Source organism: Aliinostoc maniaoense (assembly GCF_058172895.1).
Genome location: NZ_CP187952.1, coordinates 2,963,216 through 2,985,705, shown reverse-complemented (window position 1 = coordinate 2,985,705; position 22,490 = coordinate 2,963,216). Strand labels below are relative to the sequence as shown.

Below are 22,490 nucleotides of genomic sequence, written 5' to 3'. Positions count from 1 at the left end.
GGAATCAGATAAATCCCATTCCTAGATGAGTAGATTGGCGATAATCGGGCGATCGCTCTGGTTTTTGGTTAAAACTACATAAATCGAGAAATTATGCCCAATTGTTAATTAGCTTTCTCCTGTGAATTTATTTCTAACCGCTTCTGAGCGTAATGCAATAATTTTTCGATAGTGGAAAGACGATTTTCCCAAGCTTTGACTTGATAACTACTGCTGATATTTTGTTCACCCATCCACACCCGAAACTGCGATTTAAAGCGTGTGAGAGCCGATTTAGCAACGAGGAATTTTCTAGGGGAAGGTGAAGCCACTAATTGAGTTAAAGCATATTGTAATACATCCGCCTGGCTATAAAGTTCGGAAATTTTTTTGGGAGATATTTGCAATTTTCCTGAATCTAACACTAAACGCCATTCTCGTTGTAAAGAATTATATCGAGTCAAAGCTGATTGTAATGGTTGACGATGAGGGATAGGCTCATTCTCTACAGATGCCAATTTTCCTTGAGTGCTAACAAACAATTTATGTAGTTCACTGTTGACATTTTCGGCAGCAAACAAAGCATAACCTGCAACGGGTAAATCCCTGACCAATTGCAATTGATCGAATGTTCCTAGGGTGGGTAAAGACAGCAGACGAATCCCTGGGATTAATAACGTAGAGCCTAACTGAGTCGAAGCTATCCAAGGTTGGGCTAGCTGTTGAAAGCGCACTGTATCTTGGGCATAGGTCATGGGAATAATTAAATCAATATCTCCTCGTCGCGCCCACACTTCCCAGTGTTGTTGCAATTTCTGAATCCGTTCTGCTTGTGGTAGGGGAAAAACAGCCACGGACAAAATTAAGTTAGTCCGTTTTTGTCGCAACATTTGTGATACTTCTGTAACAAAGCTATCTACTTGTTGAGTCCGAAATGCTGTCCACTGTTGCCACAATTGGATTTGACTAGGCTTAATACTAACTGGGTCTACTCCTGTGAGTTTTTGAAATTGCTCTCTAGCAGCTTGACCATATCCATAAATGCGGCCGGCGGCTGGGTCTTGGAAAGGATAGCGAATATAGTCTAGTTGCAGTCCATCTACCTTGTAGCGTGTCACAATTTCTGCATATAACTTGAGTAAATATTGCCGCACTTCGGGATTCGCTGGGTCGAAAAAGGGCTTAGTCTGACCGAGAGGAATCACCCGACCTTGATTATCATAGTTAGCCCAACCAGGATTAGCTGCAAGTACTGGCCCTGGATAATCAGGGTTAATGTTGAGTAGTTCATTATGACGCTGATTTCCTGCCGCAAATGTCCACACCCAAGCGTGTAATTCCATGCCGCGCTCATGGGCTAATTTCACCCCCACCGCCAAAGGATCCCAACCTTGAATCAATGGGTTTTGCTGGGGCGCAACTTGGCTGGGATAAATGGGATAACCAGCATTGACAGATTCAAAAAAAATAGTATTAATACCTGCTTGTGCTAGGCGGTCAAAAACTTTAGTTAGTCCTTGTTCCCCCCCTGCACGGACAATTGTACCTCGGTCTAACCACACAGCCCGAATTTCCGTTGGTGCTAATCTGCGATCTACTGGAAACTGTTTCCACAAATTATTTCTCGCTACTAACCATTGTTGCCGCGCCAGAGCATAATTTTTATTGGCTATCAACCGAGGTAAGTTGTCAGCTATTACCTTAGCTTGGGCTAAAACTTGCTCTTGATTGGGGATGAGTGTAGGTAATCTCGTAGTAGCCAGTTGTCTGTCCTCTTGCTTGAGAGACTGGGAAACATCAGGACTAGGAGAATAAGCTAAGGCTGCTAAATGTGCGCTTTCGATTCTACCAATGAGATTTGCTAGCTCTTGCTGCATGGCGGCGGCTTCGCCAGGCTCAATAGGTTTATGAGAATTAGGGACAACATCCCAACGGACTGTTTGTTCTAATTGATCTATAGCCTCGTCTTGTTGATTGATCCGGTTTTTTGGGGCAACCGTAGAACTAGAGTTAGCCTGAGCTACTGGTGCAGGACAATTGGGAGCAGCTGCTGTGAGATTTTGATTACTATTGACTGGTGTTGACAAATGACGATTGAGGGCGACTTGCAACCAGGCCGTATCCAATTCAGCCGTAGAAGCTGCATCCGCTCCCCAACGCCAACCCAACAAAGTAGAACGTTGGGCAGCCACTACCGCCGCCGCGTTATCTTGAGTATTCCAAACCGCCACGGCTTTGCTCACACCATCATTAGGCACTAAAACGCCCCCATGTACTTGACCAAAAAGCCCTTTTTGGTTTAACCAGGCTGGAAGTTGAGTTTTTGGGGGTTGGATTTGCTGTTCATTTGGCAGACTAAATCCCCAATAGCTCCCCAGGAGGTCTTTTAATAGCTGACGCACTCCGGGGGCTGAGAGACTACCTATGGGGCCACTAGCAATCAAATTACCACCGTTGCTCATCCATTTTTCTAGAGCGATCGCTTGCCCTGTTGTCAGGGTTTCAATATTTGGTAAAAATAATACTTGGCGATCGCCCCAATCTGCTTCACTCTTGACCGTTTCTAGGGGAAGTACACAATAAGGTATACCCAGGGTTTGTAAGCGTTTGCTAATTCCTTTCCAATGGTGTGTATTTTCTTCGCTTTGTACCACGCTAAACACAGGTGTTGCTGTACCTGCCTTGACTGGCACAATATTTAAACAGTTAACAATAATCAACTGAGCTGTTAAAATGAAGAATCTGTGATTTTTTAATAACAATTTGATATTTTTTTTATTACCTAACACCTGATTCTTCACTACATTCCCCTCACTGATTAATTAACCTTTCTTTACTATTTATGAGGTAGAATAACCAAATTTTACCTCCGAAGAATAACTGATATTTCTTAATTAAATTTTCATAAATTCAGAATACAAGTATTAATCAGTTCTTTGACTCCTGATACTGGTAAAATCTTTGTATTCAATTCTTCTGATACTTCTGCCACACTCATATCATCTAAAAACACTAATTCCCCATGTTTAAGCATGACACTGGGCAGCAAAATTCCCTCACCTAAATCTTGCCCTTTTAAGTTTAAAACTAAGTCGTGACCTGTAATTAAGCCTGTAACACTAATAGCTTGTCCCCAATAATTACTATTTAATGCCCGCATATCAACTTGCAACCCAGCCACATTATTTAAGCGTTGCAAAATTGGTTGAAAGGCTTTTTCCACAGCATTACCAACCACCCAAGTTAATTTTCTCGGTGATGAAATTTTTGCTGGGAGTAATTCCGCCGCCGCCATTTCAAACTGCTTAATAAATAAGCGAATTGAACCGACACCATTATCTATTTGCGGATATTCTTCATAGTCAGATTCACTGGGTAATTCTGCACCAGCAATTAAAAACCATTCATCAGCTAACCAAGCCACATTAGAACCAAATTTTTGCCGAAATTCCCGTGTCAGTAATTGCACTTGAGCAATCACTTCTTGAGCTTTTTCAGGAGTTACAGGCACTAGTTCATCTTGTTCAGGACGAAATCTTGTCAAACCTACAGGCACGACTGCCACCGATGCCACAGTAGGAACTTCACCAGTATAAAATGACGCTAAATCCCGTAGGGTTTGTTCCAGGTGTTCACCATCATTTATTCCGGGACAGACAACGACTTGAGCATGAATTTGCAAGCGTCTGGTTTGAAACCAGCGCAACTGTTCTAGAATTTCTCCTGCACGCTGATTTTTTAGCAGTCTAATTCTGACTTCCGGTTCTGTGGCATGAACAGAAACATACAACGGAGATAAGCGCATCTGTTCAATCCGTTGCCATTCCCTTGCCGGTAAATTAGTCAGGGTAAGATAAGAACCATATAAAAAGCTCAGACGATAATCATCGTCTTTTAAATACAAGCTAGAACGTTTTCCTGGGGGTTGTTGGTCAATAAAGCAAAACGGACAACGATTATTGCACTGAATCAGGTTATCAAATAAGGCAGTTTCAAACTCTAACCCCAGGTCTTCGTCATAATCCTTCTCAATTTCAATATAATGAGTTTTGCCAGAGGTATCTAAAACTTCTAATTCTAAAAATTCATCTGAACAGAGAAATTTATAATCAATTAAATCACGGGGCTGTGTACCATTGATAGCAGCGATCGCATCGCCGACTTCAAAGCCAATTTCAGCTGCAATTGAGCCTGGTAATACCTTAGTAATTTTGGCAGGACGAATACTAGTCATAAGTCCAAACGGTGCTGAGTGCTGAGTAATGAGTGCTAAGTAGTGACTAGTGAGTAGTGACTAGTCAATAGTGAGTCTAGCGGTTCTGGCTTTAGTCCACGCTACCGCTAACAGAACTCATTACTCATTACTCATTACTATTAACTATTGTTCAACACTCCGGCACTGATTGCACTTAAAATTACTACACCAAATACCAAACGATACCAAATAAACACCCAAGTGCTTTGAGTTTTCAGGAAGCGTAGTAAACCAGCGATCGCTATATAAGAAAATATAGCCGCAGAAATGACTCCCGCTACTAGGGGAATCATCGCCCCATCTCCCAAACTCGTATCTAAGACATCTTTTAACGACACTAACCCCGCTAAGGTAATGGCAGGAATCCCTAACAAAAATGAAAATCTGGCGGCGGTTTCCCGTTGTAAACCCATAAATAAACCGGAAGTCAAGGTTGAACCGGAACGGGATACCCCAGGAATTAAAGCTAAAGCTTGGGCTAACCCCATTAGTAAGCCATCTTGCATCGTCAAGTGTTCAAAATCTCGCTGACGCTGACCAAGTTTTTCTGCCAAGCCTAATAATAGTGACATGACAATTGAGGCAATGGCGATCGCACCGATGCTTCTAATGGGTGAATTATCAAAATCGGGAATAAATCTTTTAATTAACAGTCCAAAAAACACAATGGGCAATGTTCCCAAGACAATACCCAACAACAACCGTAAATCATAATCATTGTAATCTTTCAGGGCGATCGCTCTAGTAGCTCCCTTCATAATTCTGCTTAAATCCCCCCAGAAATATGACAACACAGCCGCTATACTCCCTAACTGGATGATGGCAGTAAAAGCCACCCCCGGATCACCCCAACCCAAAGCTACTGGTACTACTTTTAAATGCGCTGTGCTGCTAATGGGCAAAAACTCAGTCATTCCCTGCACAAAGCCTAAAACAATTGCTTGCCAAATATTCATCGCTTTTACCCCAACCGTTGTAACAGTCGTTGAGGTACTCAAAACCTGATGGGGAAAAGCTACCACTGACAAAACACTAGAAACTGCACCAAGCAGCACGAACCACCGAAGTTTTAATAAAGTCATGAGTCTACCTGCGATCGCTGTGATTACTAATAATTAAAAAAACAGCTGTCTCAATCACTTGCCAGGAAAATTACCCAACACAGCATCTCATGTTCTAGTTGGGTGTGCAAGGGATTGGGGGTAGGGGTGTAGGGCGCAGGGGGGTAGGGGTATAGGGGTATAGGGGTGTAGGGGGGCAGGGGAGCAGAGGAGCAGGGGAGCAGGGGAGCAGGGGAGCAGGGGAGCAGGGGAGCAGGGGAGCAGGGGAGCAGAGGAGCAAGGGAGACAAGGGAGAAATATTTACCCCAATGCCCCATGCCCCATGCCCCATGCCCCATGCCCCATGCCCAATGCCCAATGCCCAATGCCCAATTCCCACTCTTACGCAAAACCGTAGTAATATAAAAATGCCCCTGGGGGGGATTTTGACGTATGCTATTTTGGGTAATATAAAGTTTAGTAACAATTATTAAAATTTTGATTAATAATACTTTGTCCTCATACACCACTTCTACCACTGCAATAAATACAGAATTACTCCCTAGGGAAACACAACCAAGGGAGATTCAGGAATTAGAATCAACACTACAAGCTTCTGCCGCTTTGCCCCTGATTGTAACTAGGGGAAGAACTTGGTTAATATTTGCCGCCGCCGTGTTTTTAGTGACAGTACCAGTATTTATTGAAGCTCCACTGGTGCGATCGCTGCCTGTTGTCAGTTTAGCCATGACTGGATTTTGGGTATGGCTGAGTTTTAAATTAATGTCACGCCCTGGTACTTATCTTTGGGGTGATTTGCTCTTAGGCTTTAGCTGGAGTTGGTTAGCAGGTTCAATTTACTGGGGTTGGTTACGTTATGAGCCTCTATGGCATCTACCAGTAGAATCAATCGGGCTACCCTTTGCCTGTTGGTGTTTAGCCCGTAATTGGGGCAAAGTTGGTAACTGGTTTTATTTAGGTTCTTTACTCGGTACAGTCTTAACAGATGTTTACTTTTATTTAGTAGACTTGATACCCTATTGGCGGCAAATTATGCAGGTAGAACCAACTAAAGTGTCGCCAATTTTACAAGCTGCCGTTACACAAGTGCAAACTCCTTGGGGTGTAACCTGGGCAATAACCCTAGCTGTAGTATTGCTCGTGGGTGGTGTCATCCCTTTAAGCCAAAAACAGCAACACTGGTATGCTTTTGGTGGTGCAGTCTTAAGTACAATTTTGGTAGATGGTCTATTTTTGTTAGCAGCTTTAGCAGCCTAAGAGATGATATAAATTTTTCTTCCCTGCTCCCTGCTCCCTGCTCCCTGCTCCCTGCTTTTTTATTTTGCCAACCAATTACTAGCAAAGATTGTGGGCGTTAATAAGCTGTATATTAGTTTCTGATGGCTGCTGTGTGTAGATGAAGCTATCAGCTTTTAGTCAACAGTTAATAATCGAGAGTCAATAGTCACAACTATGGATAATGGACTAGAGATTGTTGGCAGCTGTGAGCTTAACGTTTTTATTTCAGTTTGATGGAAAGAGGTAAAAAATCGTGAAAGGATTGGTGCGTTTATTAACAGTATTTAGTTTGTTGCTTGGCTGTTGGGGATGGTTGGGAACAACTCAGATTGCCCAAGCTGCCAATTTACAAAGTTTCGTTATGCCTCAAGTTCCAGTTTTAGCAGTTGAACTAAGGAATCGCGCAGACGACAAACTAGCAACAGAGTTTGGTAAAAAAATTGATTTAAATAACACCAACGTTAGAGCTTTTCAAAGCTATCCGGGTTTATATCCCACTCTGGCGAAAAAAATCATTAAAAATGCTCCTTACTCTCAAGTAGAGGATGTATTAGATTTACCCGGATTGAGCGATCGCCAAAAGCAACTGCTACAAGCTAATTTAGATAACTTCACTGTGACAGAACAAGAAGCTGTCTTCAACGAAGGCGACGATCGCTTTAACAATGGTATCTACAGATAACTTTTGATGTAGTTACTGTCAAGATGACTCACCCACCCTCTACTCTAGGGGGTGGGAGTCTTATTATGTAGTCAAGGAATAAATTACTAATTCGTAATTCGTAATTCGTAATTCGTAATACCCTACGGGAAGCAAGCTACGTAATTCGTAATTAAGAGTGAGTATTGTTTCCCCCATTCCCCATCCCCTATGCCCTATTCCCTGAACCCAATTCCCCAACCTTGCCAAAAATAGACATACCTAGCCAATTTGATGTTTTAGTAGTCGGTGCAGGTGCAGCCGGACTTTATACAGCTTTGTGTCTGCCAGAATCTTTACGTGTCGGCTTGATTACTAAAGAAACCGTTTCTCTCTCAGCCAGTGATTGGGCGCAAGGTGGTATTGCTGCCGCGATCGCGCCGGATGATTCTCCTCAACTTCATGTTGAAGATACACTCAAGGCTGGTGCAGGTTTATGTGATGTTGCAGCTGTAGAGTTCCTTGCCCAAAATGCCCCTAGTTGTATTCAATCTTTGGTAAACTTGGGGGTAGCTTTTGACCGTCACGGGCAAGCGCAAAATTTAGCATTAACTCTAGAAGCTGCCCACTCTCGTCACCGGGTTCTCCACGCTGCTGATACTACCGGGCGAGAAGTCACAACTACCCTCACCGCCCAAGTATTACGTCGTCCCAATATTCAAGTTATTCAGCAGGCTTTGGCCTTGAGTCTGTGGCTAGAACCTGAAAGTGGTAATTGTCAGGGTATTAGTCTGTTTTATCAAGGTGAAATTACCTGGATTAAAGCTAGGGCTGTGGTACTAGCTACAGGTGGCGGTGGACAAGTATTTGCCCAAACTACTAACCCAGCTGTGAGTACTGGGGATGGCGTGGCGATCGCTTGGCGGGCGGGGGCAATTCTCCGTGATTTAGAATTTGTGCAGTTTCACCCCACCGCTTTAACCAAACCCGGACGCTTCCTCATTAGCGAGGCTGTGCGTGGGGAAGGCGCACACCTAATTGACAATGAAGGACGACGCTTTGCTTTTGACTATCACCCAGATGGGGAACTCGCACCTAGAGATATAGTTAGTAGAGCTATTTTTAGCCATCTGCAACGTACCGCCGTTGATTTGGCTACTGCCAATGTCTGGCTAGATATGCGCCCTATCCCCCCTGAAAAAATTCGCCAGCGTTTTCCTAATATTGTTAAAGTTTGTCAGCATTGGGGAATTGATGTCTTTCACCAACCCATCCCTGTCGCTCCAGCCGCCCATTACTGGATGGGTGGAATTGCTACGGATTTGATGAATCGTACTAATATTCCGGGATTATACGCAGTCGGAGAAACCGCTAGTACAGGAGTACACGGGGCGAACCGCCTAGCCAGTAATTCCCTACTAGAATGTATTGTCTTTGGCGCGCAGTTGGCACAGATCCCACTTCCCCACAATCAATCCGCACAATTACCAGGATTACCACCACGAAAATTTAATATTGAGCTTCAGCAATGGCAACACCAACAAACACAGCTAGCCACCATTAGAGAAAAATTACCCCGTTTAGTTTGGCAAAGTGCGGGTATTTGTCGGGAAGAGTCCAGCTTATTAAGTGCGATCGCTACTGTGGAATCTTGGCGGCAAGCGTTCGAGGCTCTGCCTTTGACTCAATTCTTCCTCGGTTTACATCCCACTGAATCTGTCCAATTTCCTTTTCCCGACGTTGATCCCCAAGTTAGACTTTGGGCTGAAACTGGTAATTTACTCGATGTAGCTTATCTCATCCTCAAAAGTGCTGCCTTTAGAAACGAAAGTAGGGGAGGACATTATCGTCTAGACTATCCCCACCCCAACCCTAATTGGCAAACCCATACTATAGTACAAAAGTACCAATGGAGTCAAGCCCTAATCATGAAATCTTAAATTTTCCTTAAGTATATTCTACTAAGTAATTTCATTGCCTATACTCTTTTGGAAAGGGCAAGTATAAATACTGAACCTCCTCTATGGCTCATATAAAGTTTTTATGTTGAGACATAGAAACAAAGTCGCAAGATACATCTTGTGACAAGTCTTTCATGTTTGGCGGTTTAGTTATCTGTCCAAAAAAAATATTTAGCGAGTACCACTACCATACTCGCTGTCTGGGCCTCCGTAATTGGGCGGAACGTAAGTATTAACTAAATCTTTCGCTTCATCTTCAAGAGGCTTTGTAGATTTACTGGCAGGATGATGAGAATCAAAATTTGGTAAATGACGGAAAGTAGCTGTTGCGTCAGCCACTTTTGGTATTACCAAAAAAGCACTGAGACATAGCATCACAGCACTGATGATTTGCAATTTTGTTGTCATAGCTGTTTGTTAAGTCAAGATATAGTGAATTTACTGAGCCTGTGTTGTTAAATACAGTAGATTGAATTACTTTTGCCAAGAGAAAATTATGGTAAAGCTTTTCAGCTTTTACTGAAGTAGGAATTACTTAACTGACAAGTATTAACAAGGATAATCCAGGATACGGATCTAATTGTGCCAATAAGCTTGACAATTAAGAAATACAACTGAAAGCGAGTAATTAACATCACTCTAAAGTTAGAAGTAATTCTCAGCCTAAAGTTATATATGTTCATTAATTACCACAAAAGAATTATCCGCGCCATATTTTTTTAACAAAAACTTAAGATTTTTTTGTGTAAATACTCACCCCAATCAGTATTTAATATGTAAAAATACATAGAAAAATTGAACTACTGATAGTATATTTCTATAAAAATTACTGGACTCTGGATAGTAGAGTAGGTATTTTGTGAATTTTTCATGAATTTTTCTTAATAAAACTTGCAGAAAGTTTAAAAATGATTGGGCATTGGGCATTGGGCATTGGGCATTGGGCATTGGGCATTGGGGTAAATTTTTCTCCCTTGTCTCCGCCTGCCCTCCTACACCCCCACCCCCCTGCTCCCCTACACCCCTACAACCTCAACAAAACTGATAGCAATTCTTCCCCAAGTTCTTAGCACGATACATAGCAGTATCTGCTTGTTTGAGTAATCTATCAGCATCTTGACCACTCGTAGGGTAAATACTGATGCCAATACTTGCGGAAACTTTAGTAGTATATCCGCCTAAGACAATTGGTTCAGTGATACTGGCTAAAATTTTTTCAGCGACGGTAGCTGCTACTTGCTGATTAGGTATAGCTCGTAAAAGCACTGTAAACTCATCGCCACCCAAGCGAGAAACCGTATCACTAGCACGGAGAGAATTACTTAATCGTTGACCAATAATTACTAACAGGCGATCGCCCATTTCATGACCGAGGGTATCATTAACTTGCTTAAACCCATCCAGGTCAATAAACAGTACTCCCAATAATAAATGATTATCGTGCGCCCAATTGATCGATTCTTGTAGTTGTTCAGCAAAGAATTTACGATTAGGTAAGCCTGTTAAAGAGTCATGATAAGCTAAATAACGTAAACGGTCTTCTTTAAGCTTTAATTCGTGATTAGACCGGAATAACTCCGCCGCAGTTCTTCTAAGGTCTTCTTCCATCAACTTGCGCTGAGTAATATCTCGAATCACCCCTACCAAAAAGAAATTACCAGCAGCATCTTGATGAAGCGATCGCTTAGTAGCAATTAAATGCTTCTTCCCATAAGCGTCAGTAAACTCTTCTTCATTTTCCTGGGGTAGCTTTGTCAATAAAACTAACTCATCTTGTTGCCGGAAAACCTCAGCTTCATGTTTCGGGAAGAAATCAACATCAGACTTGTCAATCAGTACAGTATCAGGATGACCAATAAATTGACAGTAAGCTTGATTTAATACAATCCACTGACGTTGTTCATTTTTCACGAAAATCGGATCTGCGATCGTATTGATTACTTGCTGCAAAAACTCTTTAGAGCGTTTTAACTCTTCCTGCATATAAGCTAGATGATAGGTAATCCAGATCACTGAGCCAGTAAATGTTAGTAGTGGCGGAATCAGTGGTATCCACCAACCAGACAAAAAAATCAAATATGCACCCAGTATGAGCAGCGAACAACAAAATATGACAATTAAAATACTGGGAATAGGTTGTCGGATTCGCCATGTAGTTGCTGCTCCCATATAAGACCAAGCAAAAATCCACAAATATTCCCAAAATTCTGGCCAAACTTTTAATAATGGCCTACCGTCTAAAGCTGCGGATATTAATTGATCAACAAAATAAGCTTGTAAAACAATCCCAGGTACAGGCTTTGCTCCTGCCATCAGCTTACTAGAATAGGGAATAAACACACCTTCTTGAATACTAGAAGCCGTAGAACCAATTAAAACAATGCGATCCTGAATCAAGCTAGTTGGGACTTTATCAGCTAACACATCCGCCATGCTAACTTGGTGATAACCACAGCTTTTTTGAGGACTATCATCACAACCAGGTTTAGGGAAATTTGACAAAATTTGATAACCTTTAGCATCGGCTCTGATATAAGCACCATCATTGCTTTGAAAGCGTTTAAAAACAGTTTTGCCCAACTGTAAATACTTGGGATTACTAACTGCGCCTTGAGGAAAAATTTCCTTTGATTTTAAATACAATAATGCTAGTTTTAACGCAAAACTTTCGTGTAGATTATTCCCAATATGCCAATACAACAAGCTCCGGCGTACCTTACCATCAACGTCATATAGGATGTTGTTAAAGCCTACTTGTTGGGGATTTAATTCTCTTGGAGGTAAAACCGTCTGTTTACCATGAGGTGATAGTAATTCAATACCAATTAAATTCGGCATTGATTTATATGCTGCTACTAAATCCTCATGACCATAATTTGTAGGTACATCCCGATAGATATCTAAACCTATTGCACGGGGTTGATTAGCTTGTAGTTTTTGCAATAATTTAGCAATCACACCATCTGGAACGGGGAATCCTTTACTTAAAGAATCTTCATCAATTGCTACTATAGTAATGCGATGATTGGGAGGCTCATAGGGACGTAACTGAAAAAATTGATCTAATACTGCTAACTCTAAGGATTGTAATAATCCTAAATAGCGTAAAGATAAGACTAAAATGACAACCCCAGCAGTAATAATTAATTCTCTGTTAACTTTACTCAGGGATGCTTTTAAAACCAAGATTAATTTTACCAGACGCTTCCTGATTCTCTGACTCATTCTTATGACCTATTAGCAATTATTTTCATGTTGACTGTCAAGAAACGATTTATAGCCAATAGCTAAATCAAAACCCCGGTTTATTAAAGAAACCGGGGTTTTCAAGAATGTTGACTATACTTATCTAAAGTATTTGAAGTTACTTGCGCCTGTATAACCTGTGGCCTTAGCTAGTTCAGAGAGATTTTGCACTCCACTGTAGGTTTTGCCGTTGATAATCCAAGTGGGGAAGCCGTCGATTTTGGCAGCTTTACACAATTCAACTTTACTATTGGGACTATCAGCAGCACATTCTACCTTGACATTATTCTGTTCTAGGATCTTGTAAGCTTCTTGGCCAAACAACTGCTTTTGCTCATGACAATGAGGACACCAATAAGCTACATATTCCTTAGCACCGACTTCAGCTAAGTGGCGTGCTAGGGCAATTTCTGCCTCACCAGAGGTAGTAGTGATTTCCCAACCGAATTTAGGATCAGGATTGCTCTGGGGAACGAAGGGAGCAAGTCTGCCGGGTGGTATAGTGTTTTGAGTATTGGGGCTATTGGGATTGGGGATATCTTGATAAACAATCAAAGTGCCGATGATTGTCACCATCCCAACAATCAGCGCAGTCAATAAGATTTGTCCAATATCGTCCCAGGTGCGACCAATCAGAGTCATCACCAACAGACTTAGGGAAAACAAAGCCGAGGTAATGCAATAAGGACACACGGCTTTGAGTTGAAATGCTAGGACATACATTAAATAGCCACTGAAAACAGACATAGCGATCGCGCCAATCAGCAGTAGCCACCAAGTCAAGTTCTCTAGTTGTTTAGAGCTTTTGTTGCCATCTGTTTTCAAGAATACAGGGGCTAAAGCCAAAACTAATATACTGATGTAAGCCAAAAACCCTAATAAGGCCAGTGGTTGACCTAAAACTGTTGCCCAAGGGCTAGCTAGTACATCAGTACAACCTTTACCAACAGACTCGACAGGGCAAGTAACAGCACGTCCGCTTAATTTTTCAATCGTTAAATAGCCAGTATTTAAAGCACCAAGTCCAGCGATCGCGGCAATTATTATCCGTGACCACTGATGAATCCAGGGAGTAGAACGGCGGCGAATCATAAGAATTGGGGATTGGGGATTAGGGATTGGGGGCAGGGGGCAGGGAGCAGGGAGCAGGGAAAAGAATTTTAGATTTTAGATTTTAGATTGAAATCCAATCCAAAATTGAAAATCCAAAATCCAAAATTGAATTGCCCAATGCCCAATGCCCCATGCCCTAAGAATGTAACTTTACTTGTTTTGCTGATTTGCTGTCACCTTTAGAGTTCCAACTCCGACGGGCAGCTTCTACAAATTGACTGACGCGAATCGGGTCGATTGGTTGCTCAATCCGACCTTGGCGTTTTAAGGAGCTAGACACAATCACACCATTAGCGGCCTGCAACAGTGTAGCAATATTTTCCCAATTTGCCCCACTGCCAATAAATACTGGTGTGCCATTGGCTGCACCACAGGCCAATTCTAAATCTTCTTGATTTGGGGGACTACCAGTAGCCCAACCAGATAAAATGACTGCGTCCGCTAAACCCCGCTCAATTGTGTCTTTTACCGCAACAGTCAGATTAGGGGAACTCAGGGGACGGGCGTGTTTAACTAAAACATCCGCCAGAATTTTGACATCAGTCCCTAATTCTCGGCGATACCGGAGTAATTGATGAGCTTCTCCCTCAATTAATCCTTGGTCGGTAGCCATTACCCCTGTTAACACATTCACACGGATAAATTGCGCTCCTACACAAGCGGCGATCGCCATTCCACTGTGACCATCGTTTCGTAAAACATTGATACCTACTGGCAACGTCACCAAATTCTGGATGCGCTGCACTATCACAGTCATCGCACTGACAACTGCGGGGTCAACATGATTTTTCGTAAACGGCGCGTCGAAAAAGTTTTCTACAATAATACCGTCCACTCCACCACTTGCCAGAGCCGTTGCTTCTCGTTCGGCGCGGTCAATCACTGCTTTGAGGCTACCTCCCCAACGGGCTGAAGTGGGAAGGGGTAGCAGATGTACCACGCCAATAATTGGTGTTCGAGTTTTAAATAGCTGTTCTAAGTCCACGTCTTTTACTATTGTGAGGGCATGGGGTATAGGGCAGGGGCAGGGGGGCAGAGAGCAATGCGGTCTTGGGCTTTGCCCAAGTGGAGCAATTGCGGAGGGGCAGGGGGCATTAGTTTTTTCCTCTGCTTTTTACCTCTTCCCAGTCCCTAATCCCCAGTCCCCAGTACCTGTTTCCCTGATTAGCACTAAATTTGTTTTATTTTGGTTGTTTTACTGCCTCCGCCTGAAGACAGAATTTAGGGTAAAACTTACCATAAGATATGTTAAGATAAAACCTGGCTACAAGAGGAGTTTGCCACTCACAACACGCAAGGCAGCTTCCCTGAGTTTAGGCATCTCGCTAGCGCATAGTCGCCAGTATAGCCTGAGAATTAGGGTAGCATTACTGCTTCATTGGGCGCAGTCGCAAGTGTGATTTCCCTGAGGGTAGCGACTTCTCATAAACAGCCCTTTGGGCGGCTTCCCGATGGGTAAATTAACAACGCACACCCTGCGGTAGTGTAAAATACCAACAGGCGATTTGTTAAAAAAGATTACAAGTGTCAAATGTACCCAAAGACACTTAGTTTTACCCTGGGAAACAACTAATAAAAACATCATAACATGACCTGAATATAAATAAGGTCATAGGTTTGAGACAGTTACTGACAGTGGAAATACGCCACCGAAATCAGGTAACTGTGAGGGTGCGAACCACAAACAGTGAAATTATCGTTGTTTGTGTTTGACAACAAGCAAAAACCGGAAAATTTTTTCAAAATATGGGTGAAAAGCCAACAATAGCAATCTCTCACTTGGGCTGTGAGAAAAATCGAATTGATACAGAACATATGTTAGGGCTGCTGGTAGAAGCAGGATATGGTGTAGATGCCAATGAAGAATTAGCAGATTACGTGATAGTCAATACGTGTAGTTTTATTGAAGCAGCTAGAGAAGAATCTGTTAAAACATTAGTAGAACTCGCAGAAGCAAACAAAAAAATAGTGATTACAGGCTGTATGGCGCAGCACTTCCAAGGACAACTGTTGGAGGAATTGCCGGAAGCCGTAGCCGTAGTTGGCACTGGAGATTATCATCAAATCGTCAATGTCATTGAAAGGGTAGAGCAAGGAGAGCGGGTTAAACAGGTTAGTGCTGAACCAACCTATATTGCTGATGAAACCACACCACGTTACCGAACCACTACCGAAGGAGTTGCTTACCTGCGAGTTGCCGAAGGGTGTGATTACCGTTGTGCATTTTGCATTATTCCCCACCTGCGGGGGAATCAGCGATCGCGTACCATAGAATCCATAGTGGCTGAAGCCGAGCAACTAGCGAATCAAGGGGTACAAGAGATCATTCTCATTTCCCAAATCACCACTAACTACGGGTTAGATATTTACGGTAAGCCCAAATTAGCGCAATTGCTGCGGGCTTTGGGGAAAGTGGATGTACCGTGGATTAGGATGCACTATGCCTATCCCACTGGGCTAACCCCAGATGTCATAGCAGCAATTCAACAGACACCTAACGTCTTACCTTACTTGGATTTGCCCCTGCAACATTCTCACCCAGAAGTGTTGCGAGCTATGAACCGTCCCTGGCAAGGACGGGTAAATGATGAGATTATTGAGCGGTTGAAAACAGCCATACCAGGTGCAGTCTTGCGGACAACATTCATAGTAGGCTTTCCTGGAGAGACAGAAGCACATTTTGAGCATCTACTAGAATTTGTGCAACGGCATGAATTTGATCATGTAGGAGTATTCACCTTTTCAGCAGAAGAGGGAACACCAGCCTATACACTAGCCAATCAATTGCCACAAGCTGTCATGGATGAACGCCGCGATCGCATTATGGCCATCCAGCAGCCCATATCTTGGCGAAAAAATCAGCAGGAAATCGGCAAAATCGTTGAAGTCCTGATTGAGCAAGAAAACCCTGGAAGTGGGAAATTAATCGGTCGTTCTGGCAGATTTTCGCCAGAAGTCGATGGTCAAGTTTACGTTGGTGGCCAGGCCAAGTTAGGAACTATCGTACCCGTAAAAATCCACGGAGCAGATGAGTACGATCTGTTTGGCCAAATCGTCCCATAAGGCAAGGGTGCAGGGTGCAGGAAAAAGAATTTTAGATTTTAGATTTTGGATTTTAGATTGAAATCCAATCCAAAATTGAAAATCCAAAATCCAAAATTGAATTGCCCAATGCCCCAATTAAAGTTTCAATTTACAAATCGCAAAGCAAAAAAAACACAATCTAGGAGATTTGATGAATCTTTCTTTTCAAGAACTAGGCATTTCACAAGAACGCGTTGACCACTTAGAAAAACTTGGTTTTACAGCACCTACCAACATTCAAGCCCAAGCTATTCCACAACTATTGTCAGGTCGGGATGTAGTAGGACAATCTCAAACTGGTACAGGAAAAACGGCAGCTTTTTCCCTACCGATTTTAGAACGGATTGATATTCAGCAAAGAGCCGTACAAGCTGTAGTTTTAACACCCACCCGTGAGTTAGCTATTCAAGTCCACGATGCCATGAGCCAATTTATTGGTTACAGTGGCTTGCGGGTGTTAGCGATTTATGGCGGACAATCAATTGATCGGCAAATTTTACAACTCAAGCGAGGAGTACATATTGTCGTTGGTACTCCGGGACGAGTGATTGACTTACTAGAACGGGGTAGCCTGAAACTAGATCAAGTCAAGTGGTTTGTATTAGATGAAGCCGATGAAATGTTAAGCATGGGCTTTATTGATGATGTCGAGAGGATTCTTTCCCAAGCCCCCGACGAACGGCAAACAGCCTTATTTTCTGCTACCATGCCACCATCAATTCGGATGTTGGTCAACAAGTTTTTGCGATCGCCTGTGACAGTCACAGTAGAGCAACCAAAAGCCACCCCCAACAAAATCAATCAGGTAGCTTATCTCATTCCCCGTCACTGGACAAAAGCCAAAGCCTTACAGCCAATTCTGGAAATGGAAGATCCAGAAACCGCGTTAATCTTCGTCCGTACCAGACGTACAGCCGCCGAACTCACCAGCCAACTGCAAGCTGCTGGTCACAGCGTCGATGAATATCACGGCGACTTATCCCAACAAGCACGGGAAAGATTACTCAATCGCTTCCGTAACCGTCAAGTACGCTGGGTAGTAGCCACCGATATTGCAGCACGGGGTTTAGATGTTGATCAACTCTCCCATGTGATCAACTTTGACCTTCCCGATAGCGTTGAAACCTACGTTCACCGCATCGGCCGCACAGGTCGCGCCGGCAAAGAAGGTACAGCCATCACCTTAGTACAACCCTTTGAGCGTCGCAAACAGCAAATCTTTGAACGTCATGTGCGGCAAAATTGGCAATTGCTATCCATTCCCACACGGGCGCAAATCGAAGCTCGTCACATCCAAAAACTACAAGGACAAGTAAAAGAAGCCCTAGCAGGAGAACGTTTAGCTTCCTTCTTGCCAATTATCAGCGAACTGATTGAACAATACGACGCACAGGCGATCGCAGCTGCGGCACTCCAAATCGCTTACGATCAAACTCGTCCCGCATGGTTAAGTTCGGATATTGAAATTCCCGAAGAAACCGCATCTGTTCCTAAACCCAAATTGGCCAAGCGTCGTGAATTTTCTGGCGACAGAAACCGTTCTAACTGGAACAGATCCGACAACGGCGATGAAGAAAGACGTGGTACACCCAAGCCCAAACTACGCTCAGGTCGTCGTGAGCCTTCTGTTTCCTCTGGTAATCAAAAGTTAGGCTCATCCGCAACTAAGGAATAAGCTTATTAGTCATCAGTCATTTGACTGTGTAATTGCGACTAAGAACAACTAACTGTTTTGATCAGCTTGTAGGAACATAGATTAATCATGTTCACAATCTCACTCCTAGAGCAGCTACAAGCTGAACATCCAGAATGGCAGATGGAATTGGTGGACGGTAATATCCTGGTTATGCGACCATCGGATGATGTTTCAGAATAAATCGCTGCGGATTTAATTTGATTACTCAATAACTGGGTACGTCCCCGTAAACTTGGACGGATAACTGATTCAAGTACTGGTTTTATTCTGCCTAGGCTGGAAACAGAAGATAATCACAAAATTGAAAGTTAAAAGCGCAATTTCTCCGCTTCTTTGTCACCCCGTCAGAATAATCACTAAGTAGAACGATTTGAAAAAAACGAACTATGTTAAGTAATGTAAAAAAACTAAGATTGAGTTCGTAGTAAGGGCTTTAGTCCTGATTTGAGAACTAAAGTTCTCACTACAAACCTTTAATTATAATTGGGGATTGGTATTTCTGAATATTGGATTGTTGATTATCTAGGCTTGGGGGCTAAAAAGTTTGTTGGTAATCCTAAGCAACCTACTATTTCTATTTATTCGTTGGTTGAGGATGAGTATCAAGTTACCCAATTTCGGGGAGATGACTACATCCAATCACCAACATTCCCTCAGTTGAATTTAACTGCACAACAAATTTTTCAAGCCGGAAATTAATTCAACCAAGGACGACTGACTTTTTCCAATGCTGCAACTTCATCATCGCTTAAACTCCAACCTAACGCCCCTGCATTCTGCTTAACTTGTGCAGCAGTTTTCACCCCAGCGATAGGAATCACATTACCTTGAGCAATTAACCAATTTAAAGCAACTTGGGCAGGAGTGCGATCGTATTTTTCCCCTAAACTGCGTAATAAAGAAATCACTGGTGTAATTTTCTCTAATCCTGCCTTACTAAATCTGGGGTCTATTCTTCTCGCACCAGTAAGATTTTCCTGGTTTTCCGGCGTATATTTCCCTGTGAGTAATCCTTGTGCTAAAGGACTATAGGCTAAAATTGTTACACCCAACTCACGGGCAGTTGCCAAGATGCCCTTGCTTTCAACTTGGCGACTTAGTAAAGAGTAGCGTACTTGATTAACTGCCAAGGGTACTCCTTTAGCTGCCAAGATTTGATGAGCCTCCCGCATTTGTGCATCTGAGTAATTACTTACACCGACAGTAGCAATTCTACCCCGCTTCACTTCCTCTGCTAAGGTGTTTAATAAAGTTTCTTGACTTAAAAAGAAAGTAAAAGGCCAATGCACTTGATATAGGGCAATACTTTCTAATTGCAGACGTTTGAGACTCTCAGTTAAAGCATCACTCACAGATTGTCCTGAAAATCGCCAAGGTAGAGGGCCAAATTTCGTGGCAATTTGTACTGGCTGTTGTGTTTGCTGGAGAAATTCCCCTAAAAACTGTTCTGATAATCCTGGCCCGTACACTTCGGCAGTATCAAAAAAAGTAATACCAGCTTCTAAGGCGGCAGTAAATGCGGCTTGTAACTGTTCTTTGCCGTAACCTTCGCCATAACTCCAAAATAATTTATCACCCCAAGCCCAAGTACCAATGCAAAGGGGTGTGACAGATGGGCCATTTTTCCCCAATGTAATTGTTGCCATGATCGTGAATTTTGCGTTGTTTACATTACTTTACCTTGTCAGTGTAACTTTAATATCATCCAGCCGTTGCTATTGATTTAGCCTAAACTGATTGAAAATTGACAGCTTAGGGATGAGCAGGGTTTATCTTAAGTTAAAGAACGACTAAACCTATAGAGTTTTCAGTTAACTATCAATGACAACCAGAGATTTTGATTCAATCAAACCTGAGTCAGTTAAGAGAGTGAATCTCTTGACAATGTTTCGACTAGGCCTATTTCAAATGGGTTTGGCGATGATGTCTATTTTGACTCTGGGTGTACTCAACAGAGTCATGATTCAAGAAATCGCAATTCCAGCTACATTGGTAGCATTACTACTAGCATTGCCTGCATTTGTCTCTCCTTCGCGGATTTGGTTTGGTCAGATTTCCGATGCCAAACCCTTGTGGGGTTATCACCGTACAGCTTATGTTTGGGTAGGTGCGGCAATATTTGCGATCGCGGCTTTTTTAGCTGTACAAGTAATATGGCAGTTAAATAGTGTAGCTAATGATCCTAGTGGCTGGGTGTGGACAACAGCTACCGTTGGCTGGACAGCAATTTTAGGTTTAGTTTTTGCTATCTACGGTTTAGCAATTTGCGCTAGTGGTACAGCTTTCGCCGCTTTATTGGTGGATATTTCCGAAGAAGATAACCGTTCTAAAGTAGTCGGCGTGGTTTGGTCAATGCTGATGCTGGGGATTATTGTGGGGGCAGTTATTAGTTCCGGCTTACTCCAACAAATCACACCAGAAGCAGACATCACTAATTTACAGGGAGCAATCAACAGATTATTTATCGTAGTTCCGAGTATTGTGTTTGGATTGTCAATTTTGGCTACCTTTGGTGTAGAAAAAAAGTATTCACTATATAGTAGCCGTTCTACATTAATTAACCGTGAAGACAGCATTACTTTAGGTACAGCCTGGAAAATTTTAACCGCTAGTCCCCAAACAGCCTTGTTTTTCACTTTTTTACTAGTGATGACATTCTGCTTATTTATGCAAGACCCAGTTGTTGAACCTTTTGCGGGTCAAGTGTTCAAAATGCCCTTAGCGGAAAGTACTAAACTGAATGTTTTTTATGGTACAGGGCTTTTGATTGCCTACGCAGTGACTGGGTTCTTAATTGTACCGCGTTTAGGTAAACGTAGAACTATACGCTTAGGCTGTGTGTTGGTAGCATTTGCAGCTTTGTTGTTGGGTGCGTCGGGATTTTCGGCTAACCCCAACTTTTTGAAGTTCGGTTTAGTGTTATTTGGGTTAGCAACGGGTTTTTTAACCACAGGTGCAGTTAGTTTGATGTTGGATTTGACAGTAGCGGAAACAGCAGGGACATTTATTGGTGCGTGGGGATTAGCACAGGCTGTTTCTAGAGGACTAGCAGTAGTAGCTGGGGGTGCAGTTTTAGATTTAGGCCGGAGAGTGCTACCAACATTAGAATTAGCCTATGGGCTGGTATTTGCGTTGGAAGCTGTGGGGATGGTGCTGTCAATTTTCCTGCTGAATAGAGTCAACGTCACAGAATTTCAAACTAATACCAAGCAAGCGATCGCTTCTGTATTAGAAAGTGATTTAGACTAAAACGGCTTTGGTGAGAATTTATCAATGAATGATTTTTGGACAACGGTTCTCGATTTCGCCGAAACCACTACTACCAGGGTGGGAAAGCGACTCATGGAAGATTATGGCCAGGTGCAGGCTTTACAAAAAGCCGATGGTAGCTTGGTGACACAGGCTGATCAATGGGCAGATCAAGAAATTCGGGATGCGATCGCTTCTACTTTCTCTGGTTATGGGATTTTGAGCGAAGAAGGAGAGCGGGTGTTTCCGGGGACAGATTGGTGTTGGGTGATTGATCCTCTCGATGGTACAACCAACTTTACACGGGGTATTCCTATTTGGTCAATTTCCTTGGCTTTACTTTATCAAGGCACACCAATTTTTGGTTATATCTATGTTCCAGCTTTAAATCAAGCCTTTCACGGATTTTGGGCTGGATCTTCTGGGTTAACCACCCCATCGGGAGCATTTCTCAATCATCATCCCATTCATACCAGTATTGATGCACCTAGTAGCAATCATTTCTTTAATCTTTGTTCCCGTAGCTTGGCTGTAGTGCAGAATGGCTTTCCCTGCAAAATTCGGATGTTGGGTGTAGCTAGCTATAATTTTCTCACTGTGGCGGCTGGGGCAGTTTTAGGAGGTGTGGAAGCTACTCCTAAAGTCTGGGATATAGCAGGGGCTTGGGTAATTGTACAAGCGGCTGGCGGTAGTTGGATATCCCTGAACTCAGAGCCATTTCCCTTGGTATCAGGAGAAGATTATAGCGATCGCTCTTTCCCTACCCTCGTTGTTAGTCGCTCGGAATTAGTGCCATTTTTTACGCCATTTACTCAAAAGATCAAAATTTAACCAGTTTTTCAGCTTTTTTTGTTACCAACCACTTCTGATTAACCCAAGTTGCCACCGCCAAAAATTTTACAGGCAACTTGGGTATTTTTTCAGGATC

The 22,490-nt window shown here is 42.8% G+C and carries 17 protein-coding genes and 1 pseudogene; 9 read left to right on the top strand and 9 right to left on the bottom strand.

Annotated features, from left to right (window positions below):
- Window positions 1-104: 104 nt before the first annotated feature.
- The 3 genes from ACPZ3T_RS13125 to ACPZ3T_RS13115 all read right to left on the bottom strand — a co-directional run bounded on the left by ACPZ3T_RS13125 (window position 105) and on the right by ACPZ3T_RS13115 (window position 5,316).
- On the bottom strand, window positions 105-2,780 hold the full coding sequence (locus tag ACPZ3T_RS13125; protein ID WP_490276800.1) for a glycoside hydrolase family 10-like protein: 2,676 nt from the start codon (window positions 2,778-2,780) through the stop codon (window positions 105-107).
- 101 nt (window positions 2,781-2,881) lie between these two features.
- Window positions 2,882-4,213: a TIGR03279 family radical SAM protein gene (locus ACPZ3T_RS13120; RefSeq protein ID WP_490276799.1), complete on the bottom strand. Its 1,332-nt coding sequence runs from the start codon at window positions 4,211-4,213 to the stop codon at window positions 2,882-2,884.
- 140 nt (window positions 4,214-4,353) lie between these two features.
- The gene (locus ACPZ3T_RS13115; protein WP_490276798.1) at window positions 4,354-5,316 is read right to left on the bottom strand and encodes an undecaprenyl-diphosphate phosphatase; all 963 of its coding nucleotides are present in this window, start codon (window positions 5,314-5,316) and stop codon (window positions 4,354-4,356) included.
- A 287-nt stretch (window positions 5,317-5,603) separates the two neighbouring features.
- Between ACPZ3T_RS13115 and ACPZ3T_RS13110 the strand changes: the two genes are divergently transcribed.
- The 4 genes from ACPZ3T_RS13110 (at window position 5,604) to nadB (ending at window position 9,153) form a co-directional block, all read left to right on the top strand.
- The gene (locus tag ACPZ3T_RS13110) at window positions 5,604-5,768 is read left to right on the top strand and encodes a hypothetical protein (RefSeq protein ID WP_490276797.1); all 165 of its coding nucleotides are present in this window, start codon (window positions 5,604-5,606) and stop codon (window positions 5,766-5,768) included.
- A gap of 4 nt (window positions 5,769-5,772) precedes the next feature.
- Complete coding sequence (locus ACPZ3T_RS13105; RefSeq protein ID WP_490276796.1) at window positions 5,773-6,552, top strand: DUF3120 domain-containing protein; 780 nt, start codon at window positions 5,773-5,775, stop codon at window positions 6,550-6,552.
- A gap of 274 nt (window positions 6,553-6,826) precedes the next feature.
- Window positions 6,827-7,255, top strand: a complete 429-nt coding sequence (psbU, locus tag ACPZ3T_RS13100; RefSeq protein ID WP_490276795.1) for a photosystem II complex extrinsic protein PsbU — start codon at window positions 6,827-6,829, stop codon at window positions 7,253-7,255.
- A 221-nt stretch (window positions 7,256-7,476) separates the two neighbouring features.
- Entirely contained in the window at window positions 7,477-9,153 is a 1,677-nt protein-coding gene (gene nadB / locus ACPZ3T_RS13095) for an L-aspartate oxidase (protein WP_490277210.1), read from the top strand.
- A 192-nt stretch (window positions 9,154-9,345) separates the two neighbouring features.
- Here the strand turns inward: nadB and ACPZ3T_RS13090 are convergent, their stop codons facing one another.
- The 5 genes from ACPZ3T_RS13090 to btpA all read right to left on the bottom strand — a co-directional run bounded on the left by ACPZ3T_RS13090 (window position 9,346) and on the right by btpA (window position 14,518).
- The gene (locus ACPZ3T_RS13090) at window positions 9,346-9,582 is read right to left on the bottom strand and encodes a hypothetical protein (RefSeq protein ID WP_490276794.1); all 237 of its coding nucleotides are present in this window, start codon (window positions 9,580-9,582) and stop codon (window positions 9,346-9,348) included.
- A 354-nt stretch (window positions 9,583-9,936) separates the two neighbouring features.
- Complete coding sequence (locus ACPZ3T_RS13085) at window positions 9,937-10,122, bottom strand: hypothetical protein (protein WP_490276793.1); 186 nt, start codon at window positions 10,120-10,122, stop codon at window positions 9,937-9,939.
- An 84-nt stretch (window positions 10,123-10,206) separates the two neighbouring features.
- Complete coding sequence (locus ACPZ3T_RS13080) at window positions 10,207-12,399, bottom strand: CHASE2 domain-containing protein (protein WP_490276792.1); 2,193 nt, start codon at window positions 12,397-12,399, stop codon at window positions 10,207-10,209.
- 120 nt (window positions 12,400-12,519) lie between these two features.
- Window positions 12,520-13,512: a vitamin K epoxide reductase family protein gene (locus ACPZ3T_RS13075; RefSeq protein ID WP_490276791.1), complete on the bottom strand. Its 993-nt coding sequence runs from the start codon at window positions 13,510-13,512 to the stop codon at window positions 12,520-12,522.
- A 157-nt stretch (window positions 13,513-13,669) separates the two neighbouring features.
- Complete coding sequence (gene btpA, locus ACPZ3T_RS13070; protein WP_490276790.1) at window positions 13,670-14,518, bottom strand: photosystem I biogenesis protein BtpA; 849 nt, start codon at window positions 14,516-14,518, stop codon at window positions 13,670-13,672.
- Between the two features lie 761 nt (window positions 14,519-15,279).
- Here btpA and rimO point away from each other — a divergent pair.
- From rimO to ACPZ3T_RS13055, 3 genes and pseudogenes are all read left to right on the top strand, one after another.
- Window positions 15,280-16,596, top strand: coding sequence for a 30S ribosomal protein S12 methylthiotransferase RimO (rimO, locus tag ACPZ3T_RS13065; RefSeq protein WP_490276789.1), 1,317 nt, complete (start codon window positions 15,280-15,282; stop codon window positions 16,594-16,596).
- A gap of 172 nt (window positions 16,597-16,768) precedes the next feature.
- Window positions 16,769-18,292, top strand: a complete 1,524-nt coding sequence (locus ACPZ3T_RS13060) for a DEAD/DEAH box helicase (protein ID WP_490276788.1) — start codon at window positions 16,769-16,771, stop codon at window positions 18,290-18,292.
- Window positions 18,293-18,802: 510 nt separating this feature from the next.
- Window positions 18,803-19,012, top strand: a pseudogene (locus tag ACPZ3T_RS13055) (Uma2 family endonuclease); the annotation flags it as partial.
- On the opposite strand, the gene ACPZ3T_RS13050 reads toward ACPZ3T_RS13055, so the two are convergent.
- Complete coding sequence (locus ACPZ3T_RS13050; RefSeq protein ID WP_490276787.1) at window positions 19,009-19,959, bottom strand: aldo/keto reductase; 951 nt, start codon at window positions 19,957-19,959, stop codon at window positions 19,009-19,011. The pseudogene ACPZ3T_RS13055 and the gene ACPZ3T_RS13050 sit on opposite strands and share 4 nt — an antisense overlap.
- 175 nt (window positions 19,960-20,134) lie before the next feature.
- Between ACPZ3T_RS13050 and ACPZ3T_RS13045 the strand changes: the two genes are divergently transcribed.
- Window positions 20,135-21,562 (top strand): BCD family MFS transporter, encoded by a 1,428-nt coding sequence (locus ACPZ3T_RS13045; protein ID WP_490276786.1) that lies wholly within the window; start codon window positions 20,135-20,137, stop codon window positions 21,560-21,562.
- A 24-nt stretch (window positions 21,563-21,586) separates the two neighbouring features.
- Window positions 21,587-22,393 carry an inositol monophosphatase family protein gene (locus tag ACPZ3T_RS13040; RefSeq protein WP_490276785.1) on the top strand — a complete coding sequence of 269 codons (807 nt, stop codon included), beginning with the start codon at window positions 21,587-21,589 and terminating at the stop codon, window positions 22,391-22,393.
- Window positions 22,394-22,490 lie beyond the last annotated feature (97 nt).